Annotated in this window: 18 protein-coding genes; 7 read left to right on the plus strand and 11 right to left on the minus strand. The window is 70.0% G+C overall.

All coding sequences use genetic code 11. The features are described 5' to 3' along the window. Positions 1-27: 27 nt before the first annotated feature. On the minus strand, positions 28-429 hold the full coding sequence (gene clpS / locus AC3IF1_RS25510; protein ID WP_243972276.1) for an ATP-dependent Clp protease adapter ClpS: 402 nt from the start codon (positions 427-429) through the stop codon (positions 28-30). Between the two features lie 190 nt (positions 430-619). Next, entirely contained in the window at positions 620-952 is a 333-nt protein-coding gene (locus AC3IF1_RS25515) for a phasin family protein (protein WP_489219868.1), read from the minus strand. Between the two features lie 321 nt (positions 953-1,273). Here AC3IF1_RS25515 and AC3IF1_RS25520 point away from each other — a divergent pair, with 321 nt between their 5' ends. Further along, positions 1,274-2,752, plus strand: a complete 1,479-nt coding sequence (locus AC3IF1_RS25520) for a serine hydrolase (protein ID WP_243972280.1) — start codon at positions 1,274-1,276, stop codon at positions 2,750-2,752. A gap of 102 nt (positions 2,753-2,854) precedes the next feature. Here the strand turns inward: AC3IF1_RS25520 and AC3IF1_RS25525 are convergent, their stop codons facing one another. Genes AC3IF1_RS25525 through AC3IF1_RS25535 form a run of 3 tightly spaced genes read right to left on the minus strand, consistent with a single transcriptional unit; the run spans position 2,855 to position 5,021 of the window. Beyond that, the gene (locus AC3IF1_RS25525; RefSeq protein ID WP_489219869.1) at positions 2,855-3,634 is read right to left on the minus strand and encodes a DnaJ domain-containing protein; all 780 of its coding nucleotides are present in this window, start codon (positions 3,632-3,634) and stop codon (positions 2,855-2,857) included. Between the two features lie 2 nt (positions 3,635-3,636). Continuing rightward, complete coding sequence (locus AC3IF1_RS25530; RefSeq protein WP_489219870.1) at positions 3,637-3,888, minus strand: hypothetical protein; 252 nt, start codon at positions 3,886-3,888, stop codon at positions 3,637-3,639. After that, entirely contained in the window at positions 3,885-5,021 is a 1,137-nt protein-coding gene (locus AC3IF1_RS25535) for a S1C family serine protease (RefSeq protein ID WP_489219871.1), read from the minus strand. The genes AC3IF1_RS25530 and AC3IF1_RS25535 overlap by 4 nt, the downstream gene beginning before the upstream one ends. A 414-nt stretch (positions 5,022-5,435) precedes the next feature. Here AC3IF1_RS25535 and AC3IF1_RS25540 point away from each other — a divergent pair, with 414 nt between their 5' ends. Beyond that, on the plus strand, positions 5,436-5,651 hold the full coding sequence (locus AC3IF1_RS25540; RefSeq protein WP_243972289.1) for a hypothetical protein: 216 nt from the start codon (positions 5,436-5,438) through the stop codon (positions 5,649-5,651). Positions 5,652-5,747: 96 nt separating this feature from the next. Here the strand turns inward: AC3IF1_RS25540 and AC3IF1_RS25545 are convergent, their stop codons facing one another. Genes AC3IF1_RS25545 through egtB form a run of 3 tightly spaced genes read right to left on the minus strand, consistent with a single transcriptional unit; the run spans position 5,748 to position 9,075 of the window. After that, positions 5,748-6,797, minus strand: a complete 1,050-nt coding sequence (locus AC3IF1_RS25545) for an adenylate/guanylate cyclase domain-containing protein (protein WP_489219872.1) — start codon at positions 6,795-6,797, stop codon at positions 5,748-5,750. A gap of 31 nt (positions 6,798-6,828) precedes the next feature. Then, entirely contained in the window at positions 6,829-7,788 is a 960-nt protein-coding gene (gene egtD / locus AC3IF1_RS25550; RefSeq protein ID WP_489219873.1) for an L-histidine N(alpha)-methyltransferase, read from the minus strand. An 18-nt stretch (positions 7,789-7,806) separates the two neighbouring features. After that, positions 7,807-9,075 carry an ergothioneine biosynthesis protein EgtB gene (egtB, locus tag AC3IF1_RS25555; RefSeq protein WP_489219874.1) on the minus strand — a complete coding sequence of 423 codons (1,269 nt, stop codon included), beginning with the start codon at positions 9,073-9,075 and terminating at the stop codon, positions 7,807-7,809. Positions 9,076-9,337: 262 nt separating this feature from the next. On the opposite strand from egtB, the gene murI reads away from it, so the two are divergent. Both murI and AC3IF1_RS25565 read left to right on the plus strand, forming a co-directional pair. Beyond that, positions 9,338-10,213, plus strand: coding sequence for a glutamate racemase (murI, locus tag AC3IF1_RS25560; RefSeq protein ID WP_489219876.1), 876 nt, complete (start codon positions 9,338-9,340; stop codon positions 10,211-10,213). A gap of 170 nt (positions 10,214-10,383) precedes the next feature. Continuing rightward, positions 10,384-11,049, plus strand: a complete 666-nt coding sequence (locus AC3IF1_RS25565; protein ID WP_489219878.1) for a cache domain-containing protein — start codon at positions 10,384-10,386, stop codon at positions 11,047-11,049. A 23-nt stretch (positions 11,050-11,072) separates the two neighbouring features. Here AC3IF1_RS25565 and AC3IF1_RS25570 read toward each other — a convergent pair whose 3' ends face one another. Beyond that, complete coding sequence (locus tag AC3IF1_RS25570; protein WP_489219880.1) at positions 11,073-11,249, minus strand: hypothetical protein; 177 nt, start codon at positions 11,247-11,249, stop codon at positions 11,073-11,075. 346 nt (positions 11,250-11,595) lie between these two features. Then, complete coding sequence (locus AC3IF1_RS25575) at positions 11,596-13,251, minus strand: porin (protein ID WP_489219881.1); 1,656 nt, start codon at positions 13,249-13,251, stop codon at positions 11,596-11,598. 653 nt (positions 13,252-13,904) lie between these two features. Between AC3IF1_RS25575 and AC3IF1_RS25580 the strand changes: the two genes are divergently transcribed. After that, on the plus strand, positions 13,905-14,114 hold the full coding sequence (locus tag AC3IF1_RS25580; RefSeq protein WP_243969797.1) for a hypothetical protein: 210 nt from the start codon (positions 13,905-13,907) through the stop codon (positions 14,112-14,114). A 140-nt stretch (positions 14,115-14,254) separates the two neighbouring features. After that, positions 14,255-15,331, plus strand: coding sequence for a tartrate dehydrogenase (locus AC3IF1_RS25585; protein WP_489219882.1), 1,077 nt, complete (start codon positions 14,255-14,257; stop codon positions 15,329-15,331). A gap of 119 nt (positions 15,332-15,450) precedes the next feature. Here AC3IF1_RS25585 and AC3IF1_RS25590 read toward each other — a convergent pair whose 3' ends face one another. Continuing rightward, entirely contained in the window at positions 15,451-15,969 is a 519-nt protein-coding gene (locus AC3IF1_RS25590; protein ID WP_489219883.1) for a MarR family winged helix-turn-helix transcriptional regulator, read from the minus strand. Positions 15,970-16,090: 121 nt separating this feature from the next. On the opposite strand from AC3IF1_RS25590, the gene AC3IF1_RS25595 reads away from it, so the two are divergent. Then, positions 16,091-17,365 carry an amidohydrolase/deacetylase family metallohydrolase gene (locus AC3IF1_RS25595; protein WP_489220474.1) on the plus strand — a complete coding sequence of 425 codons (1,275 nt, stop codon included), beginning with the start codon at positions 16,091-16,093 and terminating at the stop codon, positions 17,363-17,365. Positions 17,366-17,369: the final 4 nt, after the last annotated feature.

A 17,369-nucleotide genomic window follows, 5' to 3' on the forward strand; every position in this document is an offset into this window, starting at 1 on the left:
TGTCTGGGTGCCTACCGCGAGCGGCGCCTATTTCTTTTCCATAACGCACTGGAGAGGATGTTGGTGTTTGCGCGCGAAGTCCATGACCTGCGTCACCTTGGTCTCGGCGACCTCGTAGGTGAAGACTCCGCACTCGCCGACCCCGTTCTGATGCACGTGCATCATGATGTGGTAGGCGTCCTCGTGGCTCTTGTTGAAGAACCGCTCGACCACCAGCACGACGAACTCCATCGGCGTGTAGTCGTCGTTCAGGAGCAGGACCCGATAGAGGCTCGGGCGCTTGGTCCGAGGCTTCGTGCGGGTGATGATCGCGGTGTTGGACCGATCATCGCCGCCCGGCGCGCGCGAACCGGATGCCAGGGCCGCGCCGCGCGCCGGCCTGTGAGCCCTCGTCGAACCTGCGGTGCCCTGTGGGGGGACCTGTGTCATGTGCGTCGAACCGATCCCTCGTTCGGAGCGGGCGTCGCCGGCCCCGAGGGCCACGTCTGTCCTGGCCCTGCCGGGAGCAGCGCTCAGCTCCACGGGGGTCAATCTACAGACGGTGAGCCGACTTCGCCAGACGCCTGTGCGCACTTGTCCGCCCCGCCGCGCTTGTCTCGGGCGCACGGACCCCGACCCGCTAACGCGCGCGGCCGGGACGTGGCGCCGTTGGCGGCCTCAGGAGGTCGGTGGTCAGGGCCGAGACGAGATCGGCGGCCACCGTGGTCCGCGCCACGAGGCGCGCGCCGGCCCGTTGCAGATACGCGCTCTGGACCGACAGGACCTCCGCCGGACCACGCGCGGTCGCGAGCTTGCCCAGCGTGGCCTTGACATCATCGAGGCCCTGCCGGGCGGAATCCGCCCACTCGATCCCGACGCTCTGGGCGGCTCGGCTCGCGGCTCCGAACCGCCGCAGCGGGGTGCCGAAGCCGGGCGGGACCGGAAACAAAGGGTGGGGGTCGCGAGTCTGCATGGCCGATCTCCGGGCCGCCGCCGGCCGGCCCCGGGTGACCGGCACGAAGGGCGGCATCGATCCGAAACGGACTGTGTGCGCCGCAAGGACAACCGTCAAGCTGGACGATGGCGGCCCAGCGCGCCGACCCGGGATCCCCGGGATCAGGCCCCGTAACCGATAGAAGAAACGACACGATCGCGACCTCGCGCCGATCGCATTAACGGGCCTGTAACTGCGCTTGCCTAACTCTTCGATGATGCAGCGGGGCCACGCGACCGGCGCCGCTCCGCACAGGGGACATGACCGGCCCGTGCCGGTCTCGCGAGGCAATCAGGCGTGATGCGTAGCGTAGTAGGCGGCTCCCGGACGATTCCCGCGCTGCCGGCCGCGATCCTGGCCGCCGCGGTCCTGACGACCTTGGCCAGTCCGGCGGATGCACGGCGTGGGCGCCACCACCATCACCACGCGAGCGGCGGCGGAGGCTACAATCCCCCCTACGCGGCCATGGTGGTGGACGTGAAGAGCGGGAAGACCCTGCACGCGGTCAACGAGGACGCGCTGCGCCATCCCGCCTCGATCACCAAGGTCATGACCCTCTATCTGCTGTTCGAGCAGATGGAGCGCGGCAAGTTCGCCCTCGATTCCGAGCTGTCCATCTCGGCCCATGCCGCCGCCCAGGCGCCCTCGAAGCTCGGCCTGCGCCCCGGCCAGACGATCGCGGTCGAGGACGCGATCAAGGCGATCGTCACCAAGTCGGCCAACGACGTGGCCTGCGCGATCGGCGAGAACATCGCCGGCTCCGAGGAGCGCTTCGCCCAGATGATGACCGCCAAGGCGCACGCCCTCGGCATGAGCCGGACGCATTACGCCAACGCGTCGGGGCTGCCCGATCCCGACCAGCTGACCACGGCCCGCGACCTGACGGTGCTCGCCCGGGCGATCCAGGACCGGTTCCCGCATTATTACCGCTACTTCCAGACCCGGTCCTTCGCGTTCCGCGGCCGGGTGATCGGCAACCACAACCACCTGCTGGGCAACGTCGAGGGCGTCGACGGGATCAAGACCGGCTACACCCGCGATTCCGGCTTCAACCTGATGACCGCGGCCAAGTCGGAGGGCCGCCAGATCGTGGCGATCGTGCTCGGCGGCAAGTCCGGCGGGAGTCGCGACCGGATCATGGCCGATCTCGTCCGCGGCAGCCTGCCGCGGGCCTATGCCGGCGCCCGGATCGCGCCTCCGGTGACCGAGGTCGCAGAGCGCGCCCGCCCGGCCGTGGTCGCCGACGCGGTATCGCGAACCCGCACGCAGGTCGCCGACGCGGATGACGGGGATGTCGAGACCACGGGCACCACCGGCGAGCCCCTCGACCTCGCCCCCCGGGCCGCGGCGACGACGACGCCGGGCGGAACCTGGAAGCCCGGCCCCCAGGGGATCCCGAAGGCGGCCCAGGCCTATGCCGGCGCGAGCAGCGCCCAGGCCCCCTTCCCCGGCACGGCCAAGGTGGTGGCCCGGGTCGCCTCGATGGAGCGCGACGAGCCACCGAAGGCGGTCTCCGGAGCCCGCGTCGTGCCGACCGCCTGGGTGATCCAGCTCGGCGCCATGGACGACGAGACCAAGGCCCGCTCGATGCTCTCGGAGGCGCGCGCCAAGGTCGGCGGCAGCCTGTCGAAGGCGGCCCCCTATACGGTGAAGGTCGAGCACGGCGGCACCACTTTGTTCCGCGCCCGCTTCTCGGGTTTCGCCGAGCAGGATTCCGCCCAGGACGCCTGCACGGCCCTGAAGCGCAGCGGCTTCAGCTGCTTCGCGACCCGGAGCTAAACGACCAGGACCCGCCGGCGCGCCCTTGCGCCGGCTCGGCACGCCGCGGCGCTGTTCGCCCGCGGCCGAGACCCTCTCCTCCCCTGACAACGCGCGTGGAGTTCAGCGATGTCGGTTCAGAAGCCTGTCCCGGGCGGCGTTGACGCGCGCCGCCCCCTCGGCACTGCCCCCCTGGTCGGGATGGGCGCGCTTCATCAGAGACCGGTGGGCCGACCGGATCTGCTCAGCGGTCGCCCCGCGCTGAAGCCCCAGGACCTGGTACGCCTCCTCCTCCGTCATCGCCCCTGGGTTCGGCGGGCGGCGCGGCCGCGGGTCACGATCGCCCTCAGCGTCTACACGCCAGCCGGGCGCCCGGCGGTCGAGATACGGCTCTAGCAGGGCGGCCCCGGCGGGGTCGCGCTGGCGACAGGCCCGCAGCAGCGCGATCAAGGCTGCGCCCGACATGGTGTCGAGCCAGGCGCCGGCATCGGGCCCGGCGATCACGCGACCGGTGCGGAGGCCGCCGTCCGGACGCAACTGCGCCTCGATCAGCGTCGTGCGGTAAAGGCGGTCCGGGATATCGCCAGATTGCCGGGGCGTGCGGGGCGTTCGCCCTGCGACCGGCCGGATCAGGCGCCGCAGCCGCGCGGTCATCGACTCCTGGCCCTCGATCATCCAGACGCCGCTCAGCCCGAGGAGCGCCGCCAGGACGAGGTTGCCGTGCAGGAGGAGGAACCCGCCCGCCAGGAGCGCCATAGCGCCGAGCATCCGCGTCTGGGATCCGCCGGTCGCCGCGCCGAGACCCTGGCCAAGCGCGCGCTTCAGGCGCGGACCCAGTCCACGACTGTTCTTGGACAGCCACCACAGCGTCAGGCAGGCGAGCAGACCGGCGAGCAGCGCCATCCTCAGCGCCGCACGCCATACTCGGCCGAGGCCCGGCCGCCGACCTGAACCGTCGTCCCGTTGCCCAGGTCGTAGAACCCGTCCCGGCGCGGAACCGGGTGGCGGGCACCGGGCGTGCAGCCGGGCTGCGGCGGCAGCCGGACGCCCTCGGGCAGATCCTCCGGGCAGAGGCGGGAGCGGCTGGGCTGCTCAGCGGCCTGCGCGGCACCGACCCCGAGCAGGACGAGGAGCGTCAGGCGGGACATGGACCTCATTGGCGGTTCTCCGCGACGTCGGCGGTGGTGATCCGGACCTGTCGGACCCGGCCTCCGCGTTCGACCTTCAAGGTCAGGGCCGCGCCGAGCCCGGCCTCCTCGATGGCCGCCGTGAGGTCGGCCAGGCGGTGGACGGGGCGGTCGTTGGCCTCGACGATCACGTCGCCGAGATCGCCGATCCGCGCGTCGACGCCGCGCAGGCCGGCCTGCGCGGCCGGCGACCCGGCCAGGACCCGCACGATCACGACCCCGTCGATCCCGAGCCGCGCCGTGGCGGCCTCCTGGGCGGCGATGATGCCGATGCCGGGATTGCGCACCCGCCCGACCTTGATCAGTTCCGGGACGATCCGGTTCACCACGTCCACGGGGATCGCGAAGCCGATGCCCGCGCTCGCCCCGGAGGGCGACACGATGGCGGTGTTGACGCCGATCAGCCGGCCCGCGGAATCCAGCAGGGGGCCACCGGAATTGCCGGGGTTGATCGCCGCGTCGGTCTGGATGACGCCGGACACCTCCCGGCCCTCGCTCGTCGGCATCCGCCGCCGCAGGGCGCTGATCACGCCGGTGGTCAGCGTATGGTCGAGGCCGAACGGGTTGCCGATGGCGAAGGTCGACTGGCCGACCTTGAGATCCGTCGAGGTGCCGATCGCCAGCGGCGGCGGCATATGGGTCACACGCCCCAGCTGCAGCACCGCCAGATCGTAGGACGGCGCCAGCCCGACGAGGCTCGCCGACACCACCGCGCCGTCGCTCAGCCGCACCGAGACGGAGCCACCGCTCTGCGCGGCGTTCTGCACGACATGGGTGTTCGTGACGATGTGGCCGGCCCCGTCCCAGACGAAGCCGGTCCCGGTCTGCGTGCCGCCGCCCTGCTGCTCGCCGCCATCCTCGTCGAGGTCGAGCAGGTCGCGGTTCTGGGTGGCGCCCTGCGCGAAGACGTGGACCACCGACGGGCTCGCCTGCTCGAACAGGCGGATCGTCGCCTGTTCCGACTGGGCGAGATCGCCGCGGGCCGTCACCGCCCGGGGCGCGTCCGCGGAATAGAGCAGCGGCTGCAGGTAGGGCTGGACCACGTAGAGGGCCAGCAGGACCAGAACCGCGGCGAGCACGATGCGCACGGTACGATCCGGCACGGATGTCTCCGGGAGTGGGTCGAGGGAATGCCCCGGCGGGCGCGGGTCTTAAGTGCGCGTTCAGGATCAGGGCGTCAACACGGGAGCGGTCGGCCGCCGACGCGCCCCGAACCTGTTCTGGGACACGTCGGCGGCCGGCGCATAGCGGCTAACGGAATGGTCATCATTCGATAGTCACAATTCTCGCAAGACCACGGCAGCCCATACGCGCTCAATACGGATATGGAAAACGGGACCGTTCCGTCCATCGTGCTTCCGCGCGGGACGTTGGTTTCGGAAACCGCCCGAATTGATCGCAAAGCCGCCGCAGAGATGCTTGCTTTGACGCTCAGACCGGCGATCCCCGCTGTTCCCTGGCTCCGGCCGACGGCGGTGATCTGAACGGTCCCATACGGTTCGGGAGGACGAGTACCCATGGAAACCGAAGCTCTGGAACGGCCCGCGGATCTGACGATCTGGCGCACGGCCCCGGCCAGCACCCCACTGGCGCAACCCGAGCGGTTCGACACCCTGCGCGAGGCGATCAGAGCCGCCGCCGGCGCCCTGGCCGATCCGGCCAAGCAGCCCTGGATCATCACCGAGGAGGGCGAGATCCTGTCGCCGAACTGGATCCGCACCTACCTGAACTGACACCCGTTCGACGTGAAGACCGGGGATATCGGGGATGGCGGCGCGTGCCCCGCCCCGGCACCGCCGGCCGGGGGCACCGTGGCGCAAGCCTCGCGGTCATCCCGGCAAGGCACGGCTCGGCGCCGTCGTCTCGGGGCGTTGCCGGATCGCCGCCACCGCCAGGGGCGCCGCGCGTCCCCGCAGGGTGTGGGCGCCGAGATCCTCGGCCACGAGATCGCCGGGTAGCGGGCCGAGCCGGTCGAGGAGATCGGCCGAGATCAGCACGTGGACGTCCAGCGTCTTGGACAGGGCCTCGAGCCGGGCGGTGGTGTTCACCGCGTCGCCGAAATACGCGATCTTGTGTCGCTCCAGCCCGATCTCGGCGGTGACCACCGGACCGCAATGCAGCGCCGCCCGGAATTCCGGCACCTGTCCGAAGCGGTTCCGCCACGCCTCGGACTCGGCCGTGAGGCGGGCCGCGAAGTCGAACACGCAGCGCAGGCAGGCAGCGTCGCGCAGGCCGCGCTCCATCGTCCAGGTCACGAGCGCCAGATCGCCGATGTAATCGTCGATGGAGCCGCGGGCCTGCGAGACCGGCAGCGCCAAGGCGTTGAACACCTGCCCGAGAAAGGCCTGGGCCGCGTGGTCGCCGTGGCGGTCGGCGAAGCGCGTCGAGCCGGTCACGTCGAGGAACAGGAAGATCCGCTCCTCGCTGATCGGCCGGTGATAGCGGCCGATCAACAGGTTGGCGAAGACCTCCGGTCCGATCAGGTCGCGGACCCGGAACACGAAGACCGCGACGGCCGAGATGGCGAGCGCATAGAGAAGTCCGGTATCGGACATGAGCATCGCGTTCCGCTCGCTGGACATAAAGCGGAACAGGCGGTTCAGGACCGTGCTGGCCACGGCGTTCCCGCCGACGATCATGGCGATGTAGAGCGACACGGTGGCGAACAGGAACAGCGGCGTGGCGAGGCCCCGGATCCGCTCCCGCAGGGCCGGCAGGAGGAGCCGCCGCTCGTAGAGCATGATCGGCGTGCCGATGATCGCCCCCCGGATCGCCGCGCCGGTCAGCGCGCCAACCTGGAAGATCGCGCCGTAGAGCAGCCCGGCCAGGGCGCCGAGCGCGGGGGCGACGAGGAAGAACCAGGGCCAGCGGAACCGCATCGGCGCGCCCGGGCCGCGGCGCGCCCCGCCCTCAATCCAGCCGCAGGGCGTGGACCGAGAACAGGTTCTGCGGGTCGGTCCAGACCTTGATCCACGTCCAGCCGGCGCGCTCAGCGAGCGCCCGGAAGGTCTCGCGCGTATATTTGTAGCTGCTTTCGGTATGGATCGTCTCGCCGGCCGCGAAAGCAAAGGTGTCGGAGCCCACCGCCACGTCCTGCGCGTTCCGGGCGACCAGATGCATCTCGATCCGCGAGGCCTGCGGGTTGAACACAGCCCGGTGGGCGAAGGCGTCGAGGTCGAAACGGCCCGCGAGTTCGCGATTGATCCGGGTCAGGAGGTTGAGATTGAACGCCGCGGTGACCCCCTCGGCGTCGTCATAGGCGCTCTCCAGGGTGGCCGTGTCCTTTACCAGGTCGACGCCCACGATCATGTGGGCCCCCGCCCCCAGGATCCGCCCGAAACGGCGCAGCAAGGCCTCCGCCTCCTCCGGCTCAAAATTGCCGATGGTCGAGCCCGGGAAGAAGCCGGCCCGGGGCAGACCGGCGAGGCTCTCGGGAAGGTCGAAGTCGCGGGTGAAGTCGGCCACCACCGGTTCGACCCGGAGATGCGGGAAATCGCCGCTCAGGGCCTCGGCCTGGGCCTGGACGAACTCCCCGGAGATCTCCACGGGCACGTAGGCAGCCAGTTTGTCGAGGTGCCGGAGAAGCCGGCGCAGCTTCAACGTCGAGCCGCTCCCGAACTCCACCAGCGCTGCCCCCGCCGGCAGCAGCGCCGCGATCTCCGGGCCGCGCCCGTCCAGGATCCCGATCTCCGTGCGGGTCGGGTAATATTCCGGGAGCCGCGTGATGTCCTCGAACAGGGCAGAGCCGGCGGTGTCGTAGAAGTACTTCGGCGACAGCGCCTTCTGCGGCCGGGACAGGCCCGCGCGCACGTCGTCGAGGAAGGCCGGCGCGACCGGTTTCGCGTCGGGGAAGGTTGGCTTGATGGTCACGGGCGGCTCCGGGGCGCGTCAGGCAACGTCGGCGAGGCGCAGGCCGGTGAATTGCCAGCGCTGATGCGGAAAGAAGAAGTTGCGGTATGGCAGGCGGGCATGGCCGTCGGGCGTGGCCACCGAGGAGCCGCGCAGCACAAATTGATTGGCCATGAACTTGCCGTTGTATTCGCCGAGGGCTCCCGGCAACGGCCGATAGCCCGGATAGGCCACGTAGGCGCTGCGGGTCCATTGCCAGACGAGGCCGAACGCGTCCGGCAGGCCACCGTCCCGAGCCGCGACCTCCCAATCGAACTCCGTGGGCAGGAACCGGCCGGCCCAGCGGGCATAGGCGTCAGCCTCGTAGTAGCTGACATGGGTGACGGGCGCGTCAAGATCCACCGGGCGTTGGCCGGCGAGCGTCATGGTCGCCCACCCCTCCCCGTCCCGCCGCCAGTAGCCGGGGGCCTCCCAGCCCTCGGCCGGACCGGCATACCAGCCGTCCGACAGCCACAATTCGGGCTTGGCGTAGCCGCCATCCTCCATGAAGGCGAGCCACTGGCGGTTGGTCACGAGGGCCCGGTCGATGCGGCCGGCCGGGATCAGCGCCTCGTGGCGGGGCGACTCGTTGTCGAACGAGAAGCCCTCCCCCGCATGCCCGATCCAGGCGATGGCCCGGTCGAGGCGGGTCTGGCCCGGCTTCGCCGCCGCATCCGGGAAGCGCCAGTCCGGATCGTAGGCGGGGTTTAGGGGATTCTGCGCGAAGGCGTGCAGGATGTCGGTGACGAGAAGCTCCTGGTGCTGCTGCTCGTGATAGAGCCCGATCTCCAGGATCGGCAGCAAAGCCTCCAGGGCACGTTCGGATGCCTGACCCAGCAGGGTCTCCACGGCGCGGTCGATATGGGACCGGTAGGCCGCGACCTCCGCCATGGTCGGGCGGGTGATCATGCCCCGCTGGATGCGCGGCTGCCGCGGGCCGGCCGCCACGTAGTACGAGTTGAACAGGTAGTGCAGCCGCACGTCGTAGATGGCGTAGCCCGGGAGGTGCTCCCGCAGCAGAAACTGCTCGAAGAACCACGTCACATGCGCCCGGTGCCACTTGGTCGGGCTGGCATCTGCCATGGACTGGACCTGCTGGTCCTCGGGGGAGAGCGGCGCGGCGCGGCGCTCGGTCTCACCCCGGACCTGCCGGAACGCGGCGATCCAGGCGGCGCGGTCGATCGGCCGGGCGGTGACGGGCGGCGGCGGGAAGGCGGCTCTCCCGGGGTCGCGCGTCTCGTCCGGGCGCAGTGCGGCCGTCGCTGCCATGACGATGGTCCCTTGTTTCAGGCCTGACCGAGAACCGTTTCCCCGGTTCCGGCTCGGCGCGCAGAAGATATGTCTTGGCCGTGTTCCGACAACCTCCGCAGGACGAGTCCGCCGTCCGGCCGTTCGCCGGGGCGTTTTCGCCGCGGCGGCGCTGTGGTTAACGCGACAGGCTGGGGATCGCGGGTCTTTCTCTCACCGCGGTGAGAGTGCCTTAACCCTCGATGACGACGTTCGGGACGCTCGCGAGGAGTCCAGGATTCTCATGCGGATCGATCTGATGGCCGGGGCCAGCCTCTCCGCCGCGGCGCAGCGCGGTGCCGCCGAGCCGACCATCCTGGTCTTCGATTCGGGGCTCGGCGGCCTGACCGTGCTCGACGCCGTCCGCCGCGCCCGGCCGGACGCCCGCTACGTCTATGTCGGCGACGATGCCGCTTTCCCCTACGGCCGGCTCGGCGAGGCGGCCCTCGTCGCCCGGGTTCTGGCCGTCATGGAGCGGCTGGTGGCGACCCACCGGCCCGACCTCGCGGTCATCGCCTGCAACACCGCCTCGACCCTGGTGCTCCCCGCCCTCCGGCAGCGCTTCACGACCCCGTTCGTCGGCGTCGTGCCGCCGATCAAGCCGGCGGCCGAGGCCACGCGCTCGGGGCTCGTCTCCCTGCTGGCCACGCCCGGGACGGTGGCCCGCTCCTACACGCGCGACCTGATCGCCACCTATGCCGGAACCTGCGCGGTGAGCCTGGTCGGCGCCCAGAATCTCGCGGCTTACGCCGAGGCCGAACTCGCCGGCACCCCCGTCGACGAGGCCGCCCTGGCGGCGGAGATCGCCCCGTGCTTCGTGACCGCGGCGGATGGCCGGCGCACCGACGTGATCTGCCTCGCCTGCACCCACTACCCCCTGCTGCTGCCGCGGCTCGAAGCCGTGGCGCCCTGGCCGGTGACCTGGATCGATCCGGCACCCGCCATCGCCCGGCGCGTCATACAGCTGATCGGCTCCGCCCCCCGGGATGCGGACCGGCACGGCGCGGCGCTCGGCGCGTTCACGGCCGGGAGCTGCCTGACCGTCCCGCTGCGCACGGCGCTGGCGGCCCGCGGGATCGGCGAGGTCACCGTCGAGGCGATCCCCCTGCCCATGCAGTAGGCCGGCGGCACCCGCGATCGTGCTGACGAACGCGTGAAGACAATCTCCAGCGCTTGCCAATCCGTCGAACGCGGTCTCTGATTGACCCGATTCGGTGAGATAAGCTGCATTCGGGGGTCGTCACGATGCTGAAAACTTTAACGCTTGCGACCCTTCTTCTGATCGGCGTGATGCCGGCGGGTCCGGCTTTGGCCTGCGGCGACGGCGAGGCCCCGACCTCCTGCGACGATCCGAGCCCGAACGGATTCGCCTCGTGGATGCTCGGGCGCGTCGACCGGGCGCTCGCCGCCGACAAGACCCAGGCGCTGCAGGATTTCACCAACGGGGCCCGGGGCTTCCGCACCGCCGACACCTACGTGTTCTGCGTCGGGCCGGACGGCGTCATGAGCGCCCATCCCAATCCGATCCTGAACGGGCATGACGTCCGCGACCTGCACGACCGGACGGGCAACCACTTCATCCGGACGATGATGGAGAGCGCCAAGCCCGGGCAGATCGCGGTGATCCGGTACCTGTTTCCGAAGCCCGGGAGCACGATCGAGGAGCCCAAGACCACGTATTACACGAAGGCCGGCGATCAGACCTGCGCGGTCGGCGTCTACGATGCCGATGTCGCCGCGCCGGCGGTGGCGACCGCCGAGGGGCGGGTCGCCCAGCTCCGCCAGAGGCTCGACGGCGAGATTCCGACCGGCGCCCGCGCCGACTGGACCGCCTTCCTCGAGGCCCTGAACGCGCAGGAGGCCGAGAAGGCGACGGCGATCACCCAGGCCCGGCGCGATCTGACCGCCGCGGCCGGCGCGCTCACCAAGGCCGGGGGCCGACAGGGCGGCGAGTGAGAGGCGCGGGACGGGCGGGCGACCTATGGCTGTCCGGTTTGGCCTAGGACGGACCCGGTCCTGATCGGATCCGCCGAGGCGTCGGCGGGCACGACCATATGGACGAACAGCATGCCGGCGGCGACGATCAGCGCGAGCGCGACGATGCGCCAGAGTTCCAGAATCGGGCCCTGCGGCGTTTCATTCGTGCTGCTCGGCATCGCGTCCTCCTCCCGGCCTCTGCGACCCCGATCGGACACCCGGAGGATGAACGCTTCGTAAACACCGGTTCCGGGCACCGCATTCGCGGCGGCAACCGGGGGCGGCGGGGGTGGGATCGACGCATCGCCCCGCGAGGCCGAAGGCGTGCCGGCGTCAGGTCGTCGGCTCCCCGTCACGATCGCCGTCGGTCGCGATGGGCGCCAGCCGTCGCGAGGTTCCGGAGCTGCGGACGCCAAAAAAAGAGCCCGGCACGAGGCCGGGCTTCTGAGTCTTCGTGTGCACGAGGGTCGTTCGTCGGCATCGAGGCCTCTGGCCTCGATGCCGTTATCCGATCGCCAATGGGGATCAGAAGTCGCGCTGGACGCGGAACCGCACTTGCGAGACCGAGTCCTTCGTGGCGGTCGCCACGGCGAAGGTGCCGGCGTTGATGCCGGCGATGTTGGCATAGGCGGTCGGGCTCTTGTCGAGGTCGATCGCCCGGCCGCTCTTCAGGCCGATCTGGGTGTAGAAGCCCTCGACGCCGATATCGAGGTCCTTCACCGGCGACCAGATGATGCTCGCACCGGCCACGAACTGGTAGGTGTCGCGCAGCGCCTGGCTCAGCTGGTAGAACCGGGTGCCCGGCGTACCGACCGCGTTGGAGCTGAACGGGTTGCTGCCGGCCAGGCCGCTCACCAGGGTGTAGGCGGCGCCCTGGGCGAGGCGGGCGCTGTTGGAGAAGCTCTGCTCGCCATAGGAGCCGAAGAAGGCCGAGCGCCATTCCGGCGTCCAGTAGTGCAGGTACGAGGCGACCGCGGTGAAGCTGGTCGAGGTCTGCAGCTGGCCCGTATAGGGATTGATCGTCGCGTCGGAGAAGTACTGGGCGAACTTCTGACCCTGGATCGTGGTGGTGCTCTGCGTGTACGAGCCGGTGTACTGCGAGTAACCGGTGTAGAGCTGCGCACCCTCGCCATAGGCACCCTGCAGATACAGGGCGTCGCCCGGCGCGATGAACGGAGCGTTGATCTTCAGGCCGCCCTGGATCGCCCAGCCCTGAACGTTGCTGGTATGGGCCGGGGCCACGATGGTGCCGGTTCCGGTGCTGGCGGCGGTCGAGAGGTTGCCGACGTTCAGCTCGTGGGTGGCGGCGGAGAGCTGGGCCGAGCCCCAGGCCTGATCGAGGCGCACGACACCGACGAAGTCGGGCAGGCGCTCGCGCTCGATGCTGTCGACGTTGCCGTAGCGGGTCGGGATGCCGCCGGTATAGCCGACGAAGACCGGGGTCGGCTGGTTGGTCACGCCGAAGTTCGACACGCTGCCGGAGCTGACCGTGGCGCCCACGTTGAACGGCGAGAAGATCGGGGTCCGGCGGAAGACCGGATCTTCGATCGAGATCGTCGCCGACAGGCCGTTGCCCACCGTCGCCGTGTAGGCGAGCAGGTTGGTCGAGAACACGTCCGAACCGGCGGTGGCACCGGCGAACTCGAAGTCGTGGGCGTAGAAGTCGAAGAACGACGACGCGCGACCGGCGGTCATTCCGGCGAACTGGATGAACGCCTTGTCGACGTTGACGAATTGCGAGTCGCGGCCGAAGCTGTCGGTGCCGATGCCGGCATAGGCCTGGCCGATGCGCTGCTGGGTACCGGACTGGCCGACGCCGGAATAACCGGTGCGGGCGCCGGCGTCTAAGCGCACGAAGGCGCGCAGGGTGCCGTAGGCGGTCTGGGTGCGGGCATCGAGGTTGATGCGCATCCGGCCCTGGTAGCCCGACGTGTCGCCGGCGTTGGTGCCGACCTGGCGGGTGTAGCTGGTCTGGTAGCCGCCTTCGAACCGGGCGCGGCCCGAGACGCGCAGGCAGGTATCGGTGCCCGAGATGTAGAAGAAGCCGGCGCCGTAGGCGTTACAGACTCGGACGTACTCGACCGGCACCGCCTTCTTGACCGGCAGGTCGGCGGCGTGCGCGGCACCCACTGCCGCGAATGCGGCGGCGGACCCGAGCAGCGAGCTCTTCAAGAGCTTCATAGACATCTCCAAAACTTCGAGACCCAATGATGCGGACGTGTCCGGTTCTCCGGATCTTGCCGCGTTCCATGCGTTCGGCCCGCGTCTCGGGCGGCCGGACGATCCGGACCCGCGCTGGGCGTTGCCCGACTGCGCGATCATCATGCGCAGGCCGCCGGGTGGGAACAATACAATTTGGGTATCCGAAGCTATTGTTGGCGGCGCATGTGCTCTTTGGGCCACGAAATACCGATCCAGAAACAGTAGTAGCCGGCAAAATCTAGAAATATTTCGAAATGTATCTAGAATTTTAGGCGCGGATGCACAATCGGTGGTCTGCCTGCCGCCTTTATATCCAACGGCCCGGTTTGGGTTGGGTTCGTGAGGGCTGCCGGCGGGCGGAGCGCCCTGGTGCGACCGGCCGCGTTCGACCCGCCGCGTCCCGGTCCGCCATCCCCGCTTCCCGCGGGTCCGCTGCGGGCGCTCCAGATCCGACGGGCGTCGGGATCGTCAGCGGGGCGGCACCGAATCGGGACGCGCGCGGCCCCGATATCCACACGCGACCCCAGCATTTTCCGGCGTGAGATCAGGAAAGCGAGAAACGGCCGCTTTCCGCCTCAATTGCCTATGGTTTGCTGAGTAAAAGAGGAAAATCTTCGGCCGGGGCGTGCGCGATGTTCGAGAACTGGTTCTGGGGTGCGACGCTGGTCGCACTCATCGGCGTGGCGGCCCTGGTGGCGATCGGCGCCACCCAGGGGCCGCGCGTGGTCCGGCGGGACGTCGAACGCTCCCAGCCCGATCCGCGCCGGTCATTCGGACGGAAACGGCGTTGGCGCCGCCTCCCCGGGGCGGCGCGCCGCCCAGGCACCCTGCCGATCCGGTAAGTCGTGACATCCGCGCGCGGCCGCCCTCGCCGCCCACCGGGGCAACCGCATATCAGCGACGCGCCCGGTGAGGCGGACGGTCGCCGTCGCCCGGCCGCCAGCGTGGCCACGCGCCGCAGCCCGATCCTCGGAGATCCCTCATGAAGACCTACACCATCGCGGCCATCCCGGCGGACGGCATCGGCGTCGAGGTCATCGCCGCCGGCATCGAAGTGCTCGACGCCCTGGCCGAGAAGGCGGGCAGCTTCGCCTTCACGTTCGACCACTTCGACTGGGGCTCGGACTACTACAAGAGGCACGGCGTCATGATGCCGGCCGACGGCCGCGATCGGATCCGGAACCACGACGCGATCTTCTTCGGCGCGGTGGGCGCGCCGGACGTGCCCGACCACATCACCCTCTGGGGCCTGCGGCTGGCGATCTGCCAACCATTCGACCAGTACGCCAATGTCCGTCCGACCCGGATCCTGCCGGGCATCACCAGTCCGCTGCGCCACGTCTCGGGTCCGGAACTCGACTGGGTGATCGTGCGGGAGAACTCGGAGGGCGAGTATGCCGGCGTCGGCGGACGGGTCCATCAGGGCCATCCCAACGAGGTCGCCACCGACGTCTCGATGATGACCCGCTCGGGCGTCGACCGGATCATCCGCTACGCGTTCCAGCTCGCCCGCTCCCGCCCGCGCAAGCTGCTCACCGTGGTGACGAAGTCGAACGCGCAGCGCCACGCCATGGTGATGTGGGACGAGATCGCCGCCGAGGTCGCCCGGGACTTCCCCGACGTGATCTGGGACAAGATGCTGGTCGACGCCATGACCATGCGGATGGTGATGAAGCCCGGGACCCTCGACACCATCGTGGCGACGAACCTGCATGCCGACATCCTGTCGGACCTCGCGGCGGCGCTGGCGGGCTCGCTCGGCATCGCCCCCACGGCGAACATCAACCCCGAGCGCACCTTCCCGTCGATGTTCGAGCCGATCCACGGCTCGGCCTTCGACATCGCCGGCAAGGGCATCGCCAACCCGGTCGCGACCTTCTGGACGGCCTGCCAGATGCTGGAGCATCTCGGCGAAAAACCCGCCGCCGACCGGCTGATGCGCGCGGTCGAGCGGGTGACGGCGGACCCGACCCTGCACACCCCCGACCTCGGCGGGACCGCCACCACGCGGCAGGTCACCGACGCCGTCCTCGCGGCCATCCGCGGCGACAACACCTGACGTCGGGAGATCGATCGCGACCCATGCAGGCTTCGGCGGCCGCCGCTCTGGCGTTCCCCGAAGATCCGGTGCGGGGGCCGCGATGGTCATGCCCTGCGCCTCGCGCGGGCGGGACGTCCTCACGCGATGTCGGTCTGCCCCCTGCGGTGCGCGTGGCCCTCGATCACGCGGCGCAGGAGCCCGGAGAGGACGTCCTGCTCCGCCGGCGTGAGCGCCTGGACGGTCAGGGCGTGTGCCGCCCGCGCCGCTGGCTCCATCGCCCTGTGGAGCGCCGCCCCCTCGGCGGTCAGGCGACAAACCTGCGCGCGCCGATCCCGGGGCGACGACGCCCGGCTGACCAGGCCGCGCGCCGCCAGGCGCTTGAGGGCACCGGTCGTCGTCGTCCGGTCGAGGGCGACCGCGTTCGCGAGCGTGGTCTGATCGGCCTCCTCCAGATCCTGCAGGATCGAGAGCAGGCTGTACTGCAGCGGGGTGATGCGGAATGCGGCACAGCGCTCGGCGAACAGGCTGACGTGGATCTGGTGCAGACGGCGGGCGAGGAAGCCCGGCCGCTCGACCAGGGGCCAACGCTGCGCGGCCACGGATGCGTCCGCCCCGCTCGCCCCCTCCGCGCCGCCGACGTGCAGACCCTCAACCATCGAACCGTCTCCACCGAACCGTTCCTAACTTGGCACGCCCTGTGCTTTGCGAAATACGAAGCATGCTTCGCTTTTGGCAAGCGGGATGCCGAAACGAGCGGGCCAGGATCACGAGGTCGAGATGGACAATCGCCGCTACGATCTGGTTCTGAGAGGCGGGCGCGTCATCTGCCCGGCCTCCGGCCTCGACGGGATCCGCGACGTCGCGGTGCAGGATGGGCGCATCGCCGCCGTGGCGGAAACCATCCTGCCGTCGTCCGCGGCCGCGGTGGTCGACGTCGCCGGCAAGCTCGTCCTGCCCGGCATGATCGACACCCATGCCCACGTCTATCAGTACGTCACCGGGCGCTTCGGCCTGAATCCCGACATGGTCGGCGTGCGCTCGGGCGTCACCACGGTGGTGGACCAGGGCGGCCCCTCCTGCATGACCCTTCCGGGCTTCCGCCATTTCATCGCCGAGCGGTCCGAGACGCGGGTGCTGGCCTTCCTGTCGGCCTACTTGGTCGGCGGCCTGGAGGGGCATTTCTACCCGAACCTCTACAGCCCGGACGGCGTCGATATCGACGCCACGGTGAAGTCGGCCACCGAGAACCGCGACCTCGTGCGCGGCATCAAGGGCCATGCCGAGATCGGCGGTTTCGCCCGCTGGGGCATCGAGGTCATGGAGATGGCGGCCGAGATCAGCCGGCGCTCCGACCTGCCGCTCTACGTGCATTTCGGCCAGCTCTGGGGCCTGCCGGAATCGGGCGCCAACGGCGAGGATGCCGACACCATCGTCGAGCGGGTGATCCCCCTGCTGCGGCCGGGCGACGTGCTGGCTCATCCGTTCACCCGGCATCCGGGCGGCTTCATCAACGAGCAGGGCGAGGTCCACCACATCATCCGCCGGGCGATGGAGGCCGGGCTGAAGGTCGATGTCGGCCACGGCAGCCACTTCTCCTACCGCGTGGCCCGGGCGTCCCTGCCGGCGGGCGTGATCCCCTACACGCTGGGCGCCGACATGCACGGCTACAACACCGAGGTCCCCCAGCCCGCCGGCACCCCGGACGAGCATCACGACGACGAGAATCATCCCTTCCTCGGGCAGGCCCGGTTCAGCCTCACCCAGGCGATGAGCTCGATGATGGCGCTGGGCATCTCGCTGGAGGACGTGGTGCCGATGGTGACGTCGCACCCGGCCGAGATGCTGGGCCTGAGCGACAGCATCGGCGCCCTGAAGGTCGGCTACGCGGCCGATATCTCGGTGCTGCACGACGAGCGCGGCCGCTTCTTGCTGCGCGACAACGAGGATACGCGGGTCATCGCCGAGCGCCTGCTGCGCCCCGCCTTCTGCCTGCGCGCCGGGACGCGCTTCGAGGCCGATTCGCCGATCCTGCCTCAGGCGATCGCGGCCTGAGATG

The organism is Methylobacterium sp. E-012 (genome assembly GCF_057836545.1).

Excerpts from the sequence above, each read along its gene's own strand:
- clpS (WP_243972276.1), bottom strand. The coding sequence starts at position 429 with ATGACACAGGTCCCCCCACAGGGCACCGCAGGTTCGACGAGGGCTCAC.
- AC3IF1_RS25595 (WP_489220474.1), top strand. The coding sequence starts at position 16,091 with ATGGACAATCGCCGCTACGATCTGGTTCTGAGAGGCGGGCGCGTCATC.
- AC3IF1_RS25585 (WP_489219882.1), top strand. The coding sequence starts at position 14,255 with ATGAAGACCTACACCATCGCGGCCATCCCGGCGGACGGCATCGGCGTC.
- AC3IF1_RS25590 (WP_489219883.1), bottom strand. The coding sequence starts at position 15,969 with ATGGTTGAGGGTCTGCACGTCGGCGGCGCGGAGGGGGCGAGCGGGGCG.
- murI (WP_489219876.1), top strand. The coding sequence starts at position 9,338 with ATGCGGATCGATCTGATGGCCGGGGCCAGCCTCTCCGCCGCGGCGCAG.
- AC3IF1_RS25545 (WP_489219872.1), bottom strand. The coding sequence starts at position 6,797 with ATGCGGTTCCGCTGGCCCTGGTTCTTCCTCGTCGCCCCCGCGCTCGGC.
- AC3IF1_RS25515 (WP_489219868.1), bottom strand. The coding sequence starts at position 952 with ATGCAGACTCGCGACCCCCACCCTTTGTTTCCGGTCCCGCCCGGCTTC.
- egtB (WP_489219874.1), bottom strand. The coding sequence starts at position 9,075 with ATGGCAGCGACGGCCGCACTGCGCCCGGACGAGACGCGCGACCCCGGG.
- AC3IF1_RS25540 (WP_243972289.1), top strand. The coding sequence starts at position 5,436 with ATGGAAACCGAAGCTCTGGAACGGCCCGCGGATCTGACGATCTGGCGC.
- AC3IF1_RS25520 (WP_243972280.1), top strand. The coding sequence starts at position 1,274 with ATGCGTAGCGTAGTAGGCGGCTCCCGGACGATTCCCGCGCTGCCGGCC.
- AC3IF1_RS25530 (WP_489219870.1), bottom strand. The coding sequence starts at position 3,888 with ATGAGGTCCATGTCCCGCCTGACGCTCCTCGTCCTGCTCGGGGTCGGT.
- AC3IF1_RS25570 (WP_489219880.1), bottom strand. The coding sequence starts at position 11,249 with ATGCCGAGCAGCACGAATGAAACGCCGCAGGGCCCGATTCTGGAACTC.
- AC3IF1_RS25580 (WP_243969797.1), top strand. The coding sequence starts at position 13,905 with ATGTTCGAGAACTGGTTCTGGGGTGCGACGCTGGTCGCACTCATCGGC.
- AC3IF1_RS25525 (WP_489219869.1), bottom strand. The coding sequence starts at position 3,634 with ATGGCGCTGCTCGCCGGTCTGCTCGCCTGCCTGACGCTGTGGTGGCTG.
- AC3IF1_RS25575 (WP_489219881.1), bottom strand. The coding sequence starts at position 13,251 with ATGAAGCTCTTGAAGAGCTCGCTGCTCGGGTCCGCCGCCGCATTCGCG.
- AC3IF1_RS25565 (WP_489219878.1), top strand. The coding sequence starts at position 10,384 with ATGCCGGCGGGTCCGGCTTTGGCCTGCGGCGACGGCGAGGCCCCGACC.